The organism is Streptomyces sp. NPDC045967, assembly GCF_056430495.1.
Genome location: NZ_JBWKLE010000002.1, coordinates 637,816 through 654,004 on the forward strand (window position 1 = coordinate 637,816; position 16,189 = coordinate 654,004).

Sequence of the window (16,189 nt, forward strand, 5' to 3'; positions counted from 1 at the left end):
GCCTTGCCCGTCGCCGACCGACCACCGACGGCTGTCCGCCCCTAGCCCCGCTGGCCATCGACCGGTCCGCTGCCGACTACTTACCAACTGGGCCTTGCCGGCCCCCGACCGGCCCACCGACGGTTGTCCGCCCCCGGCCTTGTCCGCTGTCGTCCGGCCCGCTGCCGGTTGCTCGTCCGCCCGGGCCTTGCCCGTCCCCGACCGATCCTCATTCCACGTGCTCGCGATAGCGGTCGATCACCTCCCTCAGAACCTCCGTGCCGTCCCGGGCCCACAGCTCCGGGCTGAATATCTCCACTTCCACCGGCCCCCGGTACCCGGCCGCCTCCGCCAGCCGGCGAAAGCATCGTAGGTCGATGGAACCGTCCCCCAGCTGCCCGCGCCCCAGCAGAACCCCTTCGGGAAGCGGAGTCACCCAGTCGGCCACCTGCACGGACGCGATCCGCCCGCCCTCGCCCGCCCGGCGCAGATCCGCGGGGAGCCGCTCGTCCCACCACAGGTGGTACGAGTCGGCGACCACCCCCACCCGGTCCGCCGGGAACGGCTCGGCCAGTTCCAGGGCTTGGCCCAGAGTGGAAACCACGCACCGGTCCGAGGCGAACATCGGATGCAGCGGCTCGATTCCCAGGCGTATCCCGTGCGCGGCGGCCCAGGGAACGAGCTCTTCGAGGATCGTGGCGATCCGCCCGCGCGCGCCCACCAGGTCCCGGTCGCCCGCGGGCAAGCCGCCCGACACCAGCACCAGTGTGTCCGCGCCCAGTTCGGCCGCCTCCTCCACGGCCCGGCGGTTGTCGTCGAGTGCGGCAGCCCGTCCGGCGGAGTCGGCTGCGGTGAAGAACCCGCCCCGGCAGAGCGAGCTGACACCGAGCCCCGCACCGGCGACCAGCTTCGCCGTCTCCCGCACTCCGAACGCCCGCACCGGTTCCCGCCACAGTCCGACCGCGCCCACTCCGGCCGCCATGCACCCGGCGACCAACTCCGGCACGGACCACTGGCGGATCGTCTCCTGGTTGAGGCTGAACCGCACCGGCGCCGCGACCGGCCCCGGCGCCCCCGCCGGCTTCACGACGCCACCCCGTGTGCCGCGAGCAGTCCCCGCATCCGGTCTTCGGCACGCTCGGGATCCGGGAACAGCCCCAGCCCGTCAGCCAACTCGTACGCCATCGCCAGATGAGGCAGGGACCGCGCAGTCTCCAGCCCGCCGACCATCCTGAACTCCTCCTGGTAGCCGGCCAGCCACGCCAGGAGGACCACCCCGGTCTTGTAGTAGCGGGTCGGTGGCGCGAACAAGTGCCTGGCCAGCGGGACCGTCGGATCCAGCAACTCCCGGAACCCCGCCGCGTCTCCCCGGTCCAGGGCCAGACCCGCCCGCGCCGCTATGGGGGCGATCGGGTCGAAGATGCCGAGCAGCGCGTCGCTGGCCCGCTCCCCGTCGCCCGCTATGAGTTCCGGGTAGTGGTAGTCGTCCCCCGTGTAACAGCGCACTCCGGCCGGCAGCCGCCGACGGATGCCCACCTCCCTCTCCGCGTCCAGCAAGGAGACCTTGATGCCGTCCACCTTCTCCGGACAGCTGGCGATGACATCCAGGAAGACCTCTGTGGCCGCATCGAGGTCTTGATGGCCCCAATAGCCCCCCAGCGCCGGATCGAACATCGGTCCCAGCCAGTGCAGTACGACCGGCCGCGCACTCTGCCGGAGCAGGTCCCCGTACACCTCCAGGTAGTCCTCGGGACCGCGGGCCGTCGCCGCCAGCGCCCGCGAAGCCATCAGTACGGCGTCCGCCCCGCACGCCTCGACATGTGCGAGCTGTTCCTCGTAGGCGGCGGTGACGGACGCGGGTGCATGCGCCCCGTCCGCCGGGAGCTGGTCGGTGCCCGCCCCGCAGACGATGCGGCCGCCGACGACCTTGGCCGCGGCCGCCGAACGTCGTATCAGCTCCGCCGCGGCCGGCCAGTCGAGGCCCATGCCGCGCTGCGCCGTGTCCATGGCTTCGGCCACCCCGAGGCCCTGGGACCACAGCCGGTACCGAAAGGCCAGCGTCGCGTCCCAGTCCACGCCGGATCCCGCCGCGCCCGGCCGGATCCCCGGGGTGGCGACGACGTGCGCGGCGGCGTAGAACGTGCGGCTCTGGGCGGGGTTGCAGCTGAGCGGTGCGAAGGGTTCGGTGTTCGGCCGGTACAAGCGGTGTCCACCGTCAACCGAAGGCAGCCGGATGCTCACAGGGTCACCTCCGGCACCGGCAGCCGGCGGCCCTCCGCCGAGGAGCGCAGGCCGAGATCGGCGAGCTGCACTCCGCGCGCCCCGGCCAGCAGGTCCCACCGCCAGGGCTCGTCGAGGACCACATGACGCAGGAAGAGCTCCCACTGGGCTTTGAAGCCGTTCTCGGTGGGCGCGATGTCCGGTACCTCCTGCCATTGGGAGCGGAAGGGCTCGGTCTGAGGCAGGTCCGGGTTCCACACCGGCTTGGGTGTCGCCCCGCGGTGTTGGATGCGGCAGTCCCGCAGCCCGGCGACGGCCGATCCGTGCGTACCGTCCACTTGGAACTCCACCAGTTCGTCCCGGTGCACCCGGACCGCCCAGGAGGAGTTGATCTGGGCGACCGCGCCGCCCTCCAGCTCGAACATCGCGTATGCCGCGTCGTCGGCCGTCGCCTCATACGGCTTACCCGCCTCGTCCCATCTACGGCCTATGTGCGTCCGGGTGAGCGCCTGCACCGTACTGACCCGGCCGAACAGCTCGTGGAGCAGGTACTCCCAGTGCGGGAACATGTCGGCGATGATGCCCCCACCGTCCTGCGCGCGGTAGTTCCACGAGGGTCGCTGCGCGGGTTGCCAGTCGCCCTCGAAGACCCAGTAGCCGAATTCCCCGCGGACGGAGAGGATCTTGCCGAAGAAGCCGCCCTCGATGAGCCGTCTCAATTTCATCAGCCCGGGGAGGAACAGTTTGTCCTGGACCACCCCGTGCTTGATGCCGGCGGCCGCGGCGAGCCGCGCCAGCTCGAGTGAGGACTGGAAGGTCAGGGCCGTCGGCTTCTCGCAGTAGACGTGCTTTCCGGCCGCTATGGCCTGCCGGACCGCTCCCTCGCGGGCGCTGGTGACCTGGGCGTCGAAGTAGATCTCGACCTCGGGGTCGGCCAGTACCTCCTCCAGGTCGGTACTGACGTGCTTCAAGCCGTGCCGTTCGGCGATCTCTCGCAGGGCGGGCTCCCTGCGCCCCACGAGCACCGGCTCCGGCCACAGCGTCGTGCCGTTTCCGAGCGGGAGTCCTCCCTGCTCGCGCAGGGCCAACAGCGACCTGACCAGGTGCTGTCGGTACCCCATGCGCCCGGTCACGCCGTTCATGGCGATCTTGATGGCCCTGCGGTCCACAGTGTCCTCCCCCGTTGATGGAAAGCGGAAAACGATAGAAAGCGCTTTCACTGCAGCCACGCTACGGGCGTCTCGACCTCCGGTGCAACACTCGTACGGGTGATAGAAAGCGCTTTCCTTTTCGAGGCACCATAGAGATCCACACACCGGATGCGACGATGGTCCGGGACGAGGTAGGAAGGGGGCGGTGCGGTTATGGCGGTGACTCTGGCCGAAGTCGCGGCGCGGGCGGGGGTGTCGCCCGCCACGGTCTCGCGTGTGCTCAACGGCGGATACCCAGTGGCAGGAGGCACCCGCACCCGGGTGGAGCGGGCCGTGGAGGAACTCGGCTATGTCGCGAACGGGCCGGCCCGCGCGCTCGCGGCCGCCACCTCCGACCTCGTCGGAGTGCTGGTCCACGATGTGGCGGACAGCTTCTTCGGGATCCTCGCCGGTTCCCTGCAAGGCGCACTCGCACCCACCGGCGGAGGCGACGTCCGGCGCCTCGCGGTCGTCTGCAACACGGAAGGGGATCCGGCGGCAGAACTGGCCTACCTCGCCCTGCTGGAAGGCCAACGGGCCGGCGGGGTCGTCCTCACCGGCGGCGCCTCCCAAGACCCCGACCACACCCGCGCACTCGCCGCCCGCGTGGCCCGGATCGCCGCGACCGGCGCGCCCGTGGTCCTGTGTGGGCGGCCCCCGCTGCCCCTGCCCGCCAACGCACCGGACGGACTGCCCGTCGCCACCGTGACGTTCGACGACCACGGCGGCGCCTTCCGCCTGGCCGAGCACTTGTTGGGCCTCGGGCACCGACGCATCGCCTCCGTCGCCGGCCCGCCCGGTCTGAGCACCACCCGTGAGCGGCTCGACGGGCACCGAGCGGCTCTGCGGCGGCACGAACCCGGCCTACCCGAGGTGTGCGCCGACCTGACCGTGCACGCCGCCTTCACGCGCTCCGCAGGCTATGACGCGGCCCGCGAACTACTGCGCCGGGGAAAGCCCTTCACGGCGGTCGCGGCGGCCAACGACACCGTCGCCACCGGGGTCGCCGCCGCCCTGCGGGAATCCGGGCTGCGCATACCCGAGGACGTGTCGGTTGCCGGTTTCGACGACCTCCCCTTTTGTGCGGACACCGCCCCCGCCCTCACCACCGTCCGCGTACCCCTGCGCGAGGCGGGCGTGCTCGCCGCCCACCTGGTCACCGGCCGCCGACCGCTGCCCCCCGGCGGAATCAGCAGACTGCCCACCGAGCTGATGGTCCGCGCCTCCACCGGCCCGGCTCCCACTCGCATAGCTCATACCGGGCGGGCTTCCCCTGGATCGGCCAGCGCACAAGGGGGTGGGCCGTGAAGTACGCCTTCTCGACCCTCGGTCTGCCCGGGACTCCTCTTGACCGCAGTGCCGCCCTCGCGGCCGACCACGGCTTCGACGGCCTGGAGTTGCGCGCCCACCCCGAGGAAACCCTGCACCTCGACAGCCCGTCGACCGAACGCGCCGCCGGTCTGCGCACCCTCACTGGCGCCGGGGTCGCCGTCCTCGGAGTCGCGGGTTACACCCGAGTGGCCGCGGCCGGTGCCGACGAGCCGGTCCTGGCCGAACTGCGGGCGCTGGTCCGGCTCGCCGCCGACCTCGAAGCCCCCTGCATACGGGTCTTCCCGGGCGGCCGCGGTCTGCCCGGGGCGGTCGCCGATGCCAACGCCGTGCGCAGGCTGGGTGCCGCGGCGCCGTTCGCCCAGCGGTATGGCGTGCGGATCCTGCTGGAGACCCACGACTCCCACCGCACCGGGGCCGCCACCGCCCGGATCCTGGACCGGGTCGCCCACTCGGGGGCGGGCGCACTGTGGGACGTCCTGCACACCTGGCTCGGGGGTGAGGCCCCGGAGCGGTCGCGACAGGCCCTCGCCGCGCACCTGGGCTACACACAGGTGAAAGACGTGGCTTCGGCGCAGGCGCTCACCCCGCTCGCCCTCGGCGCCGGAGTGCTGCCGCTGGCCGAGGCGGTGTCCCAGGCGGCAGCCGCCTCAGCCGGTGGCGGCTGGCTCTGCTGGGAGTACGAGAAGCGCTGGTACCCAGAGGCTCCCGAACTGCCCGGGCTGCTCGCCAGGGGGCGCGAGTACTTGGAGCAGCTGTCGACGACAGCCGCTGCGGGCAGATCGACGGGATAGGGCTGCGCCGGGCGGTTTGCATGGGAGCGGGTCCCGCTGTGGGGGCGGCGGGTGGGGGTGGAGGGCGCGCACTTCGCCCATCCGGGCGAGTTCGTCCAGTCCAGCCCGTAAGTCAGCCTCGTTGGGAGCGGGGCGCCGGCGGGGTGGTTCGGTCGCCGCCAAGGGGTATCGCGCCGTGGCCGTGGTCGTGAGCGGGGCGCGTTGGACTGGCGGTGTTTCAACCGAAGGGGGTGGATCGGGGAGGGGTTGGCGTCCCGGTGGGGGAGGAGGGCTGTGAGGGCGGTGGTTAGGGGCGGATCGTGAGGCGGGGCAGGAGTTCCAGGTGTTGGCGGGGGCCGGCCTCCGGGTGTTCGTCCGAGCCAAGGGGCAGGAGGCGGTTCAGGAGTAGGTCGGCCGCGCGGCCGCCCACCTCGCGTTTGGCCGGGGCCACCGCCGACAGCGGTACGTCGGCCATGCCGGCGACCTCGTCGTCGTAGGTGATCACCGCCAGGTCCTCGGGGACCCGCACCCCCCGTGCCTGGAGTCGCGGGATCAGCATGATGGCGTCCGTGTCGCTGTGGATCAGGGCCGCCGTCACGCCGTGCGCCGTCACCGCGTCGCACAGGTAGTCCAAGGTCCGGGCGAAGGCGTCCGCTTCCGAGAGTGGGCTCGGTCCCGTCTGAGGCCACGGTGGGGCAGGCTCCAGTCCGAGCGCGGTCACGGCGGCCTCGTAGCCGGCGCGCAGTCGCGCCGTCGTCGGGGTGGTCCGGCTGGCCAGGGCGATCCGCCGGTGCCCCTGCCCGACGAGGTGCTGCACCGCCTGGGCCGCGCCGTGCGCGTGGTCGGAGGCCACCCGGTCCAGCGCCGCCGCCGGGTGCCCCGGCGGGGCCCACCGCTCCACCAGGACGGTGGGGACGGGGAGTTCCACCGTCCAATCACCCTCCCCGGGACCGGGCGACCCGGCCTCCCAGTTGGGGGTGAGCAGCAGCCCGTGAGCGCCGGTGGACAGCAGGCGGTCCGCCTGGGTCCGGTCCTCGCCCGGCAGGTAGCGGGTCAGCCCCACCGTCAGCCGTGCTCCGCGCGCTTCCACGGCGGCGCGGGCGCCGCGTACGACGTCGGCGTAGTAGTACTCGGTGGTGGGCACCACCATCCCGATCACGAGCCCCTCGCCGCCCCCGGCGAAAGCCGCCTGGCCGGAGGCGGCCCACGCGGAAGCCGGACCCCCGGCTCTCGCGCTCCCCGGCCCACCGCCCCACTCGCCGCCCAGTCCACTCCCCGCCGCGCCCAACCCCGCCGCGTCGCCCGCCCAGGCACCGGCTCCACCCCCCGGTCCACCCCCCGCCGGCACCGATCCTGGCTCCAGTCGGCTGATCACCCCGTGCATCCGCAGGATCTCGCCGCGCGCCGCCATCGCCTCGATGTCCCGCCGCAGGGTGACGGGGGAGACGCCGAGCTCCCGGGCCAGTTCCGCGACGCGCACACTGCCCCGCGCCCGTACGAGCGCGAGCACCTGGGCCTGACGCTGGTCTACGTGTGGTCTCAAGGGGTCCCCCCGCGGTCTGCCGTTCCGTCCGCGCCATCATAGGCACTTGAAGTGATCGATTCGATCGACCTCGATCAACTCGCATTGACGATGCGGTCGGAGCGTTCATATATTCGGCGGGGTCCCGCCCCTGACGGCATCACGACCCTCTCCCGGGAGTCAGCGCATGCTCACGCACGACCAGGACGGATTCCGGCGCGCAGGCCGCCCCCATCGCATCGTCTCGGGGGCCCTGCACTACTTCCGGGTCCACCCGGGCCTGTGGGAGGACCGGCTGAAGCGGCTGCGCGCGATGGGCGTGAACACCGTGGACACCTACGTCCCCTGGAACTTCCACGAGACCGCCCCCGGCAAGGCCGACTTCTCCGGTTGGCGCGACCTCGGCCGCTTCCTGCGCACCGCCCAGGAGCTCGGCCTCGACGCCATCGTCCGCCCCGGCCCCTACATCTGCGCCGAGTGGGACTTCGGCGGCCTGCCCGCCCGCCTCCTCGCCGTCGACGGCCTCCACCTGCGCTGCTCCGACCCGCGGTTCGAGGCCGAGGTGGACGGCTGGTTCGACCTGGTCGTGCCCGAGCTGCTGCCCCTCCTGGCGAGCCGCGGCGGTCCGGTCGTCGCCGTGCAGATCGAGAACGAGTACGGCTCGTACGGCGACGACAGCCGCTACCGCGCCCACGTCGAGCGGGCCCTGGTCGAACGGGGCGTGGACTGCCTGCTGTTCACGGCCGACGGCCCCGAGGACGCCATGCTCCAGGGCGGCATGCTCCCCGGCCGGCTGGCCACCGCCACCTTCGGCGCCCGGCCCGCCGAACGGCTCCAAACCCTGCGCCGCTACCAGAAGACCGGGCCGCTCGCCGCGATGGAGTTCTGGATCGGCTGGTTCGACCACTGGGGCGAGGACCACCACGTCCGCGCCGTCGAGGACGCCGCCGCGTCCCTCGACGAACTCCTCGCCACCGGCGCGTCCGTCAACCTCTACATGGCCCACGGCGGCACCAACTTCGGCTTCTGGGCGGGGGCCAACCACACCGGTTCCCGTCCCGGGGAGGCCGGGTACGAGCCCACCGTGACCAGCTACGACTACGACGCACCCATCGGCGAGGCCGGTGAACTCACTCCCAAGTTCCACGCGTTCCGCGAGGTCATCAGCAGGTACGTGCCGCTGCCCGACCCGCCCCTGCCCGAGCCGCCGCCCCGCATCACCCCCGCCCTCGCCACCCCCGCGGGAAGCGCGCCGCTGCTGACCGCACTCGACCGGCTTGCCGGCCCGCCCCTCCTGCGCCCGGCCCCCGAGCCCATGGAACGCCTCGGCCAGAGCCACGGCATGATCCACTACCGGACCACGGTGACCGGCCCCCGCCCCGCCATGCCGGTGAAGATCGACGGCCTCGGCGACCGCGCGTACGTCTTCGCCGACGGAAGGCCGCTCGGGATACTCGACCGCAACGCGCCCGACGAAGGGCTGGACCTGCCCGTCGGGGAGGCCGGGGTGGTCCTCGACGTCCTGGTCAGGGCGCAGGGCCGGGTCAACTACGGCCCGCTCCTCGACGACCGCAAGGGCATCTGGCGCGGCGTGCGCCACGGCCACCAGCAGCTGTTCGAGTGGGAGATACGCCCGCTCCCGCTCACGGACCTGACCGGACTGCGGTTCGCCGCCACGGCGCCCGACGCGCCCGAGGACGGTCGACCCGTCTTCCACCGCTTCCTGCACGACCTCACCGGACCACCGGCCGACGCCTTCGTGGACCTGTCCGGCTGGGGGACCGGCCTGGTCTGGCTCAACGGCTTCCTCCTCGGCCACTACGACACCCCGCGCGGCCCCCAGCGCACGCTCTACGCCCCCGGCCCGCTGTGGAGCGCGGACGGCAACAAGATCGTCGTCCTGGAACTGGAGCACCCCGGCACCGAACTACCGCTGCGCGACCGCCCCGAGCTCGGCCGCCATACCGTCGTCACCCTCCAGTAGGAGAGGATCCCCACGTGAAGCGCACCAGCACCCGCCTGGCCGACGGCCGCGAAATCCTCTACTACGACACCGGGGACGGCGCGGCCCGCGTCTTCCCCGACACCCGCCCCCTCGGAGGGGCGGCCACCCCGGGCAGCTCGGAGGTGCGGCGCGACCCGCTGCTCGGCGACAGCGTCGTCATCGCCTCGCACCGCCAGGACCGCACCTACCACCCGCCCGCCGACGCCTGCCCGCTGTGCCCCTCCACCGAAGGACGCGCGAGCGAGATCCCGGCCCCCGACTACGAGGTGGCCGTCTTCGAGAACCGCTTCCCCTCGCTCGCCGGAGACACCGGCCGGTGCGAGGTCATCTGCTTCACCCCCGACCACCGGACGTCCTTCGCCCAGCTCGACGAGGAGCGGGCCGCGCTGGTGCTGGCCGCCTGGACCGACCGCACCGCGGAGCTCTCCGCACGCGAGGGCGTCCGCCAGGTCTACTGCTTCGAGAACCGGGGCACCGAGATCGGCGTGACCCTGGCCCATCCGCACGGCCAGATCTACGCCTTCCCCTTCGTCACCCCGCGCACCACCCGGATGCTCGGCCATGTCGCCGCCCACCGGGCGCGCACCGGCGGGAACCTCTTCGAGGAGGTGCTGGCCGCCGAGCGCGCCGACGGCGCCCGGGTCGTCCTCGCGGGGGAGCACTGGACCGCCTTCGTGCCCTACGCGGCGCGCTGGCCGTATGAGGTGCACCTCTACCCGCACCGCCGGGTCCCCGACCTGCCCGCGCTGGGTGACGCGGCGCGCGCCGAGTTCCCCCGGATCTACCTCGAACTCCTGCGCCGCTTCGACCGGCTCTTCGGCCGGACCGACCCCACCCCCTACATCTCCGCCTGGCACCAGGCGCCGGTCGGCGGGGGACACGAGCGGGGCGAGGGACAGCAGGGGAACCAGGGGCACGAGCGGGACGCGGGGCGTGAGGACTTCGCGCTGCACCTGGAGCTGTTCACGGTGCGTCGCACCGCGGACAAGCTGAAATACCTCGCCGGCACCGAATCGGGGATGGAGGCCTACATGAACGACGTCCGGCCGGAGGACGCCGCCGCACGCCTGCGGGAGGTGGCGACCCCGTGAACGCCACGGCACACGAGTTCCAGGAGTTGTACGGTCACCCGCCCGACGGAGTGTGGGCGGCGCCGGGCCGGGTCAACCTGATCGGCGAGCACACCGACTACAACGACGGCTTCGCACTGCCCTTCGCCCTCCCGCAGCGCACCGAGGTGGCCGCGGCCGCGCGCGCGGACGGGGTCCTCAGGCTGCACTCCGCCGACGCCCCGGGCGGCGCCGTGACCCTCGACCTCGCCGCCCTCGATCCGGCGCACCGGCCGCAGGGCGCCGCGAGCTGGGCCGCCTACCCGGCCGGGGTCTTCTGGGCCCTGCGGGACGCCGGCCTTCCGGTCGGGGGCGCCGATCTGCACATCCGGTCCGACGTGCCGACCGGGGCCGGCCTGTCCTCGTCCGCGGCCCTGGAAGTCGCCACCGCGCTGGCCCTGGCCGACCTGTACGGACTCCGGCTCACCCGGCCCGAACTGGCCGCGCTCGCCCGGCGCGCCGAGAACGCGTACGTCGGCGTTCCCTGCGGGGTGATGGACCAGATGGCCTCGGCGTGCGCGACCGAGGGCCACGCCCTGCTCCTGGACACCCGCAGTCTCGACCAGCGCCCCATCCCGTTCGACTGCGCGGCCGAGGGCCTGCGCCTCCTGGTCGTCGACACCCGCGTCACCCACGCCCTGGCGGACGGGGCGTACGCCCAGCGGCTGGCCTCCTGCCGCCGGGCGGCCGAGGCCCTTGGCGTACCGGCCCTCCGGGACCTTCCGTACGACGACCTCGACCGGGCGCTGGCCCGCCTCGGCGATCCGGTGGCGCGCCGCCGCGTCCGGCACGTCGTCACCGAGAACGAGCGGGTGCTGCGGATCGAGGGGTTGCTGCGCGCCGGGCGGCTGCGCGAGACGGGCCCGCTGCTGACCGAGGGGCACGTCTCGCTGCGCGACGACTACGAGGTCTCCTGCCCGGAACTCGACCTGGCGGTGGCCGCGGCCGACGCGGCGGGGGCCTACGGGGCCCGGATGACCGGCGGCGGCTTCGGCGGCTGCGCCCTGGCCCTGATCGACGCGGCCGCCGAACCCGCGGTGACCCGGGCCGTGACGGACGCCTTCCGCCGGGCGGGCCACCGCCCGCCCCGCGTCACGGCAGCGGCCCCCTCGGCGGGAGCAGCCCGCCTGCGCTGACGGCGGCCGCCGGCCGACCGAGGGGGCCGGCCGGCCTCTTCTAGACTGGTTCGACGGCCGATCAGGCATCGCACGAGTGCGGAAGGCACGCAACGCATGCGCTATCTCCCCCTGGGCAGTTCGGGTCTTCAGGTCTCCGCCGTCGGGCTCGGCTGCAACAACTTCGGCGGCCGCCTCGACGCCCAGGCCACCCGGGCCGTCGTCGACGCCGCACTCGACGCGGGCATCACCCTGCTCGACACGGCCGACATCTACGGCGGCCTCGGCGGCTCCGAGACCCACCTCGGTCAGGCCCTCAAGGGCCGCCGGGACCAGGTGGTCCTCGCCACCAAGTTCGGGTACGCGGGCATGGACATGAAGTACGGGCTCGCCGCCGGGGCGCGCGGCGGCCGGGCATACATCCGCCGGGCCCTGGAGGAGTCCCTGCGCCGCCTGCGCACCGACCACATCGACCTCTACCAGCTGCACAGCCCCGACCCGGCCACTCCGATCGCGGAGACCCTCGCCGCGCTCAGCGAGCTCGTCGCCGAGGGCAAGGTGCGCTACATCGGCCACTCCAACCTCACCGGTTGGCAGCTCGCCGAGGCCGCCCACGCCGCCCGGGAGACCGGTTCGGTGCCCTTCGTCTCCGCGCAGAACGAATGGTCGCTGCTGGAGCGTTCGGCCGAGCGCGAGCTCGTCCCGGCGGCCCGGCACTACGGCGTCGGGGTGCTGCCCTACTTCCCCCTCGCCAACGGCCTGCTCACCGGCAAGATCCGCCGCGGCGCGCCCGTCCCGGCCGGTTCCCGCCTCGACGGCCGCGACGCCTACCTCACCGACGAACGGCTCGACGTGGTGGAAGGGCTGGCGGCGCTGGCCGAGAAGCACGACCGCACGGTCCTGGAGCTGGCGATCGGCTGGCTCGCGGCCCAGCCCGGCTGCGCCTCCGTCATCGCCGGCGCCACCTCCCCCGAACAGGTGCGCGCCAACGCGGCCGTCGCCGACCGTCCGCTGGACGCCGGGCTGCTCGCCGAGATCGACGCCGTGGCACCGGGCGTCCCGTCCTGAGGGCCGCCGTCCCGGCCTGACGGCCGCCTTCCCGTCCTCAGGGCCGCCGTCCGGCTGCCGCGCCCGCCCCGGGCCGTGTCCGGGGCCGGTCCCGCCCCGGCCTGCCGCCCGATCCATTCCGGCAGCCGCGTGCCGCTGTGTGTCGCCGTCTGCCGTCGCGCTCGACCCGCGGGGGTTCGCCGCTCAGGAGGTGATGTCCTTGCGGGCGAACCCCCGGAAGGCGAGGGCGAACAGCACCAGCGCGTACGACACCGACACCGCCGTGCCCTTGATCATCCCGCCCCATTCCAGCTGCGGCTGCAAGGCGTCCGCCCAGGCGAACTGCCAGTGCGCCGGCAGGAACTCGCGCCAGGAGCCGAGCGCCGTGACCGCGTCGAGCACGTTCCCGACGATCGTCAGCCCGACCGCGCCGCCCACCGCGCCGAGCGGCGCGTCCGTCCGCGTGGACAGCCAGAACGCCAGCCCCGCGGTGACCAGTTGCGACACGAAGACGAAGGCGACCGCCAGCGCGAGCCGCGGCACGGTGTCCCCGGCGGCCAGCGCCCCGCCCGTCGGGATCTTCAGCGGCCCCCACCCGTAGGCGGCCGTCCCCGCCGCCAGCGCCACCACCGGCAGCAGCACCATCGCCGCCAGGCTGAATCCGAGCGCTACCACGAGCTTGCTCCACAGCAGGCGCGACCGGGGGACCGGTGAGGCCAGCAGGTAGCGCAGTGAGGACCAGCTCGCCTCCGAGGCCACCGTGTCCCCGCAGAACAGCGCCACCGGCACCACCAGCAGGAAGCCCGCCGAGACGAACAGGCAGGTCGCCGCGAAGTTCGCCCCGGACGCCGTCGCCGTGTCGATCAGCGTGACCCGGCCGCCGCCCCCGTCCGGGCCGTCCGGTCCGCCGCCCACCGCGAAGGCGACGAGCATGACGAACGGCAGCGCGGCCAGCACCCCGAACATCACCAACGTCCGCCGCCTGCGCCACTGGCGCAGCGCCTCGACGCGCAGCGGCAGCGTCCGCCCGGCCCGGTAGCCCGGGGCCACCTCCTGTACGGCGCTCACGCCGAACCTCCGATCAGGGTGAGGAACGCGTCCTCCAGTCGCCGGTGCGGGCCCACTCCACTGACCGGCACCTCCAGCCGTACGAGTTCGGCGATGAGCCCGGCGGCCGTCGCGCCGTCGAGCCGTACCAGCAGCCCGTCGTCGGCGGCCACCACGGAGCCCACTCCCTCCAGCGCCGCCACCTTCTCGACGGCCGTGCCGTCCACCGGTCCCGCCAGCGACACCAGCAGGGTGTGCCCGCCGCCGGTGATCTCCGAGACCTCTCCCGCCTGCACCAGCCGGCCGCGGTCCATGACCACCAGGTGCGTGCAGGACTGCTCCACCTCGGACAGCAGGTGGCTGGAGACGATGACGGTCCGCCCGGCCGCCGCATAGCGGATCATCACGTCCCGCATCTCGCGGATCTGCGGCGGGTCCAGCCCGTTCGTCGGCTCGTCGAGGATCAGCAGGTCGGGCAGCCCGAGCATGGCCTGGGCGATCGCCAGCCGCTGCCGCATGCCCTGTGAGTACGTGCGCACCGCGCGCTCCAGCGCGTCGCCGAGCCCGGCGATCTCCAGGGCTTCGGCCAGGTGCGCGTCCTCGGCGGGGCGGCCGGTCGCCCGCCAGTACAGCTCCAGGTTCGCGCGGCCGGTCAGGTGGGGCAGGAAGCCCGCTCCCTCCACGAACGCCCCGACCCGGGAGAGCACCGGCGCACCGGCCCGCACCGCGTGGCCGAACACCCGGATCTCCCCGGCGTCCGGCGAGATCAGCCCCATCAGCATGCGCAAGGTGGTGGTCTTGCCGGCGCCGTTGGGCCCGAGCAGCCCCAGCACCTGCCCCTTCTCCACGCGGAACGACAGGTCGCGCACCGCGTAGCGGTCCTCGGCCTTCGCATACCGCTTGGTCAGCCCGGTGATCTCCAGCGGTACGTCGGCCGACGCGGGGTCGGGCTGCGCACCCCGGCCCCCCGCGCCCGCCCGGCCTTTCCGGCGGATCCCCAGCAGCGCCGCGGCCAGTGCCGCCGCGCCGAGGGGCAGCCCCCAGGTCCAGGCGGGGAGTGCGGCCGTGGCGGTCCGCACGTCGGGGGCGACGGGCACGGCCAGCGGGCCCTGCGCCGAGACCGTGTAGGTGGCCGGGGCGGCCGGTGAGGCGTAGCCGAGGTCCGTCGCGGCGACCACCAGCCGCAGCCGGTGCCCGGCCTCGACGGCGTGGTCGATCGCCGGGAGCCGCACCTCGACGGTGGCGCCCCGCTGCGCGTCCTCCACGCGGAAGGGAGCGACCAGTTGGCTCGGCAGCACCTGCTGGCGGCCGTCCGGGCCCACGTCGTACACCTTGCCGAAGAGCACGGCCGAGCCGTCCGCGGCCGTCGACCTCACCGTGAGGGTGACGGCCGGGGCCCCGGTGATCCGTACCTCCTCGGCCAGGGGCTGCGACTCGAACCGGGCGTGCTGCCCGGGGAAGTCCAGGGCGAGCCCGGCGCCGAAGGAGGCGAGCTGCCCGCCGATGCCCGGGAGGGAGGACAGCGCGGGAGGTGCGCCGCCGGCCGGGTTGGCGAAGCTCTGCTCGCCCGCGGTCAGGTCGAACTCCCGCGCATCCGACGCCAGACCCGGGTACCGCTCACCGCTCGCGCCGCGCAGCTGCACCTGCCCGTCGGTCGAGTCGATGCCGCCGGAGCGCGAGACGCGGAAGACCGGCCCGGTGCCGGCGCCCTCGTCGTCCTTGAGGTGGCGGTCGAACCAGGCCGCCGTCCGGGCCTCGGTCCGGTCGGCTTCGCGAGCACCGCCGTCGTGCCCGCCCGACGCCCAGTCCACGGCGACGGGCGCGCCGTTCGCCGCGATGGCCTTGGCCATGGCATCGGCCTGGTCCAGCGGGAAGAGGGAGTCGTCCTGGCCCTGGACGACCAGGGTCGGCACCTTGATCCGGGCGCCGACGGCCGAGGGGCTGCGCTGCTCCAGCAGGGCCCGTGCCTCCGCATCGGGCTTCCCGGCCACCGCGACCCGCTCGTACATCGCGCATAGCTCGGGCTGGAACCGCCCACAGCCGGGCGCGGCGGGCGGACCGGCCGTCTGCGCGCCGCGCGGAGCGGGCTGCAGGCCGCCCGCGGAGCCGGTGGTGAAGAACATCCCGGCCCAGAGCTTTTTGAAGACCCCGTTCGGGAAGAGCGAATCGGCCAGGTTCCAGTAGGTGATCTGCGGGGCGATGGCGTCCACCCGCCGGTCGTAGCCGGCGGCGAGCAGCGCGACCGCCCCGCCGTAGGAGGCCCCGGCCATCCCGACGCGCGGGTCGCCCTCCGCGTCGAGCCGCACCTCGGGCCGGGTGGCGAGCCAGTCGATGAGCCGGGACACGTCCTTGACCTCGTACTCGGGGTCGTTCAGCCCGATGCTGCCGCCGGAGCGGCCGAAGCCGCGCGCCGACCAGGTGAGGACGGCGTACCCGTTCCGGGCCAGCCGTTCCGCCTGGGCGCGCACGTCGTCCTTGCTGCCGCCGAAACCGTGGCCCAGGAGCACGGCGGGACGCTTCCTCGCCACACCGGCGTCGGAGCCGCCGCCCGCGGTGAAGTACGAGGTGTCGATCGCGGCGCCGGGCATGTCCACCACGCGGTCCTCGCGGTGCACGCCCGGGGCGTCCCCGGCCGCGGCCGACACGAGCGAGGACCCGGCGCCCGCGACGACGGCGAGCGCGGCGGCGCCGGCGAGCAGGCGGGCCCGGCGGCGCCTGGGCAGTCGGAGCTTCATAGGGGAACCCTAGACGCCCGCCGCCCGGTGCCCGAGCGTCCCCGGGGGGATGTCCCCACCTCCCGCAGGAGTACGCCGGGCGCCCCGTGTACCGCGCCCGCGGTACACGGGCGGACCG

At 73.8% G+C, this 16,189-nt stretch carries 12 protein-coding genes; 6 read left to right on the plus strand and 6 right to left on the minus strand.

The features are described 5' to 3' along the window. Positions 1 to 208: 208 nt before the first annotated feature. Genes AC07FY_RS06420 through AC07FY_RS06430 form a run of 3 tightly spaced genes read right to left on the minus strand, consistent with a single transcriptional unit; the run spans position 209 to position 3,341 of the window. Positions 209 to 1,066 (minus strand): sugar phosphate isomerase/epimerase family protein, encoded by an 858-nt coding sequence (locus tag AC07FY_RS06420; RefSeq protein WP_479001257.1) that lies wholly within the window; start codon positions 1,064 to 1,066, stop codon positions 209 to 211. Continuing rightward, a complete protein-coding gene (locus AC07FY_RS06425) occupies positions 1,063 to 2,220 on the minus strand; it encodes a dihydrodipicolinate synthase family protein (RefSeq protein ID WP_479001260.1) in 1,158 nt (385 codons plus the stop codon). The genes AC07FY_RS06420 and AC07FY_RS06425 overlap by 4 nt, the downstream gene beginning before the upstream one ends. Further along, the gene (locus AC07FY_RS06430; protein WP_479001606.1) at positions 2,217 to 3,341 is read right to left on the minus strand and encodes a Gfo/Idh/MocA family protein; all 1,125 of its coding nucleotides are present in this window, start codon (positions 3,339 to 3,341) and stop codon (positions 2,217 to 2,219) included. The genes AC07FY_RS06425 and AC07FY_RS06430 overlap by 4 nt, the downstream gene beginning before the upstream one ends. A 222-nt stretch (positions 3,342 to 3,563) precedes the next feature. Here AC07FY_RS06430 and AC07FY_RS06435 point away from each other — a divergent pair, with 222 nt between their 5' ends. Then, positions 3,564 to 4,697, plus strand: a complete 1,134-nt coding sequence (locus AC07FY_RS06435) for a LacI family DNA-binding transcriptional regulator (protein ID WP_479001263.1) — start codon at positions 3,564 to 3,566, stop codon at positions 4,695 to 4,697. Further along, entirely contained in the window at positions 4,694 to 5,512 is an 819-nt protein-coding gene (locus AC07FY_RS06440; protein WP_479001266.1) for a sugar phosphate isomerase/epimerase family protein, read from the plus strand. Before AC07FY_RS06435 ends, AC07FY_RS06440 begins: the two co-directional genes overlap by 4 nt. A gap of 286 nt (positions 5,513 to 5,798) precedes the next feature. On the opposite strand, the gene AC07FY_RS06445 is transcribed toward AC07FY_RS06440, so the two are convergent. Next, on the minus strand, positions 5,799 to 7,034 hold the full coding sequence (locus AC07FY_RS06445) for a LacI family DNA-binding transcriptional regulator (RefSeq protein ID WP_479001269.1): 1,236 nt from the start codon (positions 7,032 to 7,034) through the stop codon (positions 5,799 to 5,801). A 166-nt stretch (positions 7,035 to 7,200) separates the two neighbouring features. Here AC07FY_RS06445 and AC07FY_RS06450 point away from each other — a divergent pair, with 166 nt between their 5' ends. The 4 genes from AC07FY_RS06450 (at position 7,201) to AC07FY_RS06465 (ending at position 12,310) form a co-directional block, all read left to right on the plus strand. Further along, complete coding sequence (locus tag AC07FY_RS06450; protein ID WP_479001272.1) at positions 7,201 to 8,997, plus strand: glycoside hydrolase family 35 protein; 1,797 nt, start codon at positions 7,201 to 7,203, stop codon at positions 8,995 to 8,997. A gap of 14 nt (positions 8,998 to 9,011) precedes the next feature. Then, positions 9,012 to 10,109 carry a galactose-1-phosphate uridylyltransferase gene (galT, locus tag AC07FY_RS06455; RefSeq protein ID WP_479001274.1) on the plus strand — a complete coding sequence of 366 codons (1,098 nt, stop codon included), beginning with the start codon at positions 9,012 to 9,014 and terminating at the stop codon, positions 10,107 to 10,109. Further along, positions 10,106 to 11,263: a galactokinase gene (gene galK, locus AC07FY_RS06460; protein ID WP_479001277.1), complete on the plus strand. Its 1,158-nt coding sequence runs from the start codon at positions 10,106 to 10,108 to the stop codon at positions 11,261 to 11,263. The genes galT and galK overlap by 4 nt, the downstream gene beginning before the upstream one ends. Before the next feature lie 96 nt (positions 11,264 to 11,359). Further along, positions 11,360 to 12,310 carry an aldo/keto reductase gene (locus tag AC07FY_RS06465; protein ID WP_479001280.1) on the plus strand — a complete coding sequence of 317 codons (951 nt, stop codon included), beginning with the start codon at positions 11,360 to 11,362 and terminating at the stop codon, positions 12,308 to 12,310. A gap of 183 nt (positions 12,311 to 12,493) precedes the next feature. Here the strand turns inward: AC07FY_RS06465 and AC07FY_RS06470 are convergent, their stop codons facing one another. Together AC07FY_RS06470 and AC07FY_RS06475 are read right to left on the minus strand one after the other, a co-directional pair. Then, positions 12,494 to 13,357, minus strand: coding sequence for an ABC transporter permease (locus AC07FY_RS06470; RefSeq protein ID WP_479001283.1), 864 nt, complete (start codon positions 13,355 to 13,357; stop codon positions 12,494 to 12,496). Beyond that, positions 13,354 to 16,071 carry an alpha/beta fold hydrolase gene (locus tag AC07FY_RS06475; RefSeq protein ID WP_479001286.1) on the minus strand — a complete coding sequence of 906 codons (2,718 nt, stop codon included), beginning with the start codon at positions 16,069 to 16,071 and terminating at the stop codon, positions 13,354 to 13,356. Before AC07FY_RS06475 ends, AC07FY_RS06470 begins: the two co-directional genes overlap by 4 nt. Positions 16,072 to 16,189: the final 118 nt, after the last annotated feature.

Coding starts and splice junctions, on each gene's coding strand:
- AC07FY_RS06430 (WP_479001606.1), bottom strand. CDS start 3,341: ATGAACGGCGTGACCGGGCGCATGGGGTACCGACAGCACCTGGTCAGG.
- AC07FY_RS06435 (WP_479001263.1), top strand. CDS start 3,564: ATGGCGGTGACTCTGGCCGAAGTCGCGGCGCGGGCGGGGGTGTCGCCC.
- AC07FY_RS06450 (WP_479001272.1), top strand. CDS start 7,201: ATGCTCACGCACGACCAGGACGGATTCCGGCGCGCAGGCCGCCCCCAT.
- AC07FY_RS06465 (WP_479001280.1), top strand. CDS start 11,360: ATGCGCTATCTCCCCCTGGGCAGTTCGGGTCTTCAGGTCTCCGCCGTC.
- AC07FY_RS06475 (WP_479001286.1), bottom strand. CDS start 16,071: ATGAAGCTCCGACTGCCCAGGCGCCGCCGGGCCCGCCTGCTCGCCGGC.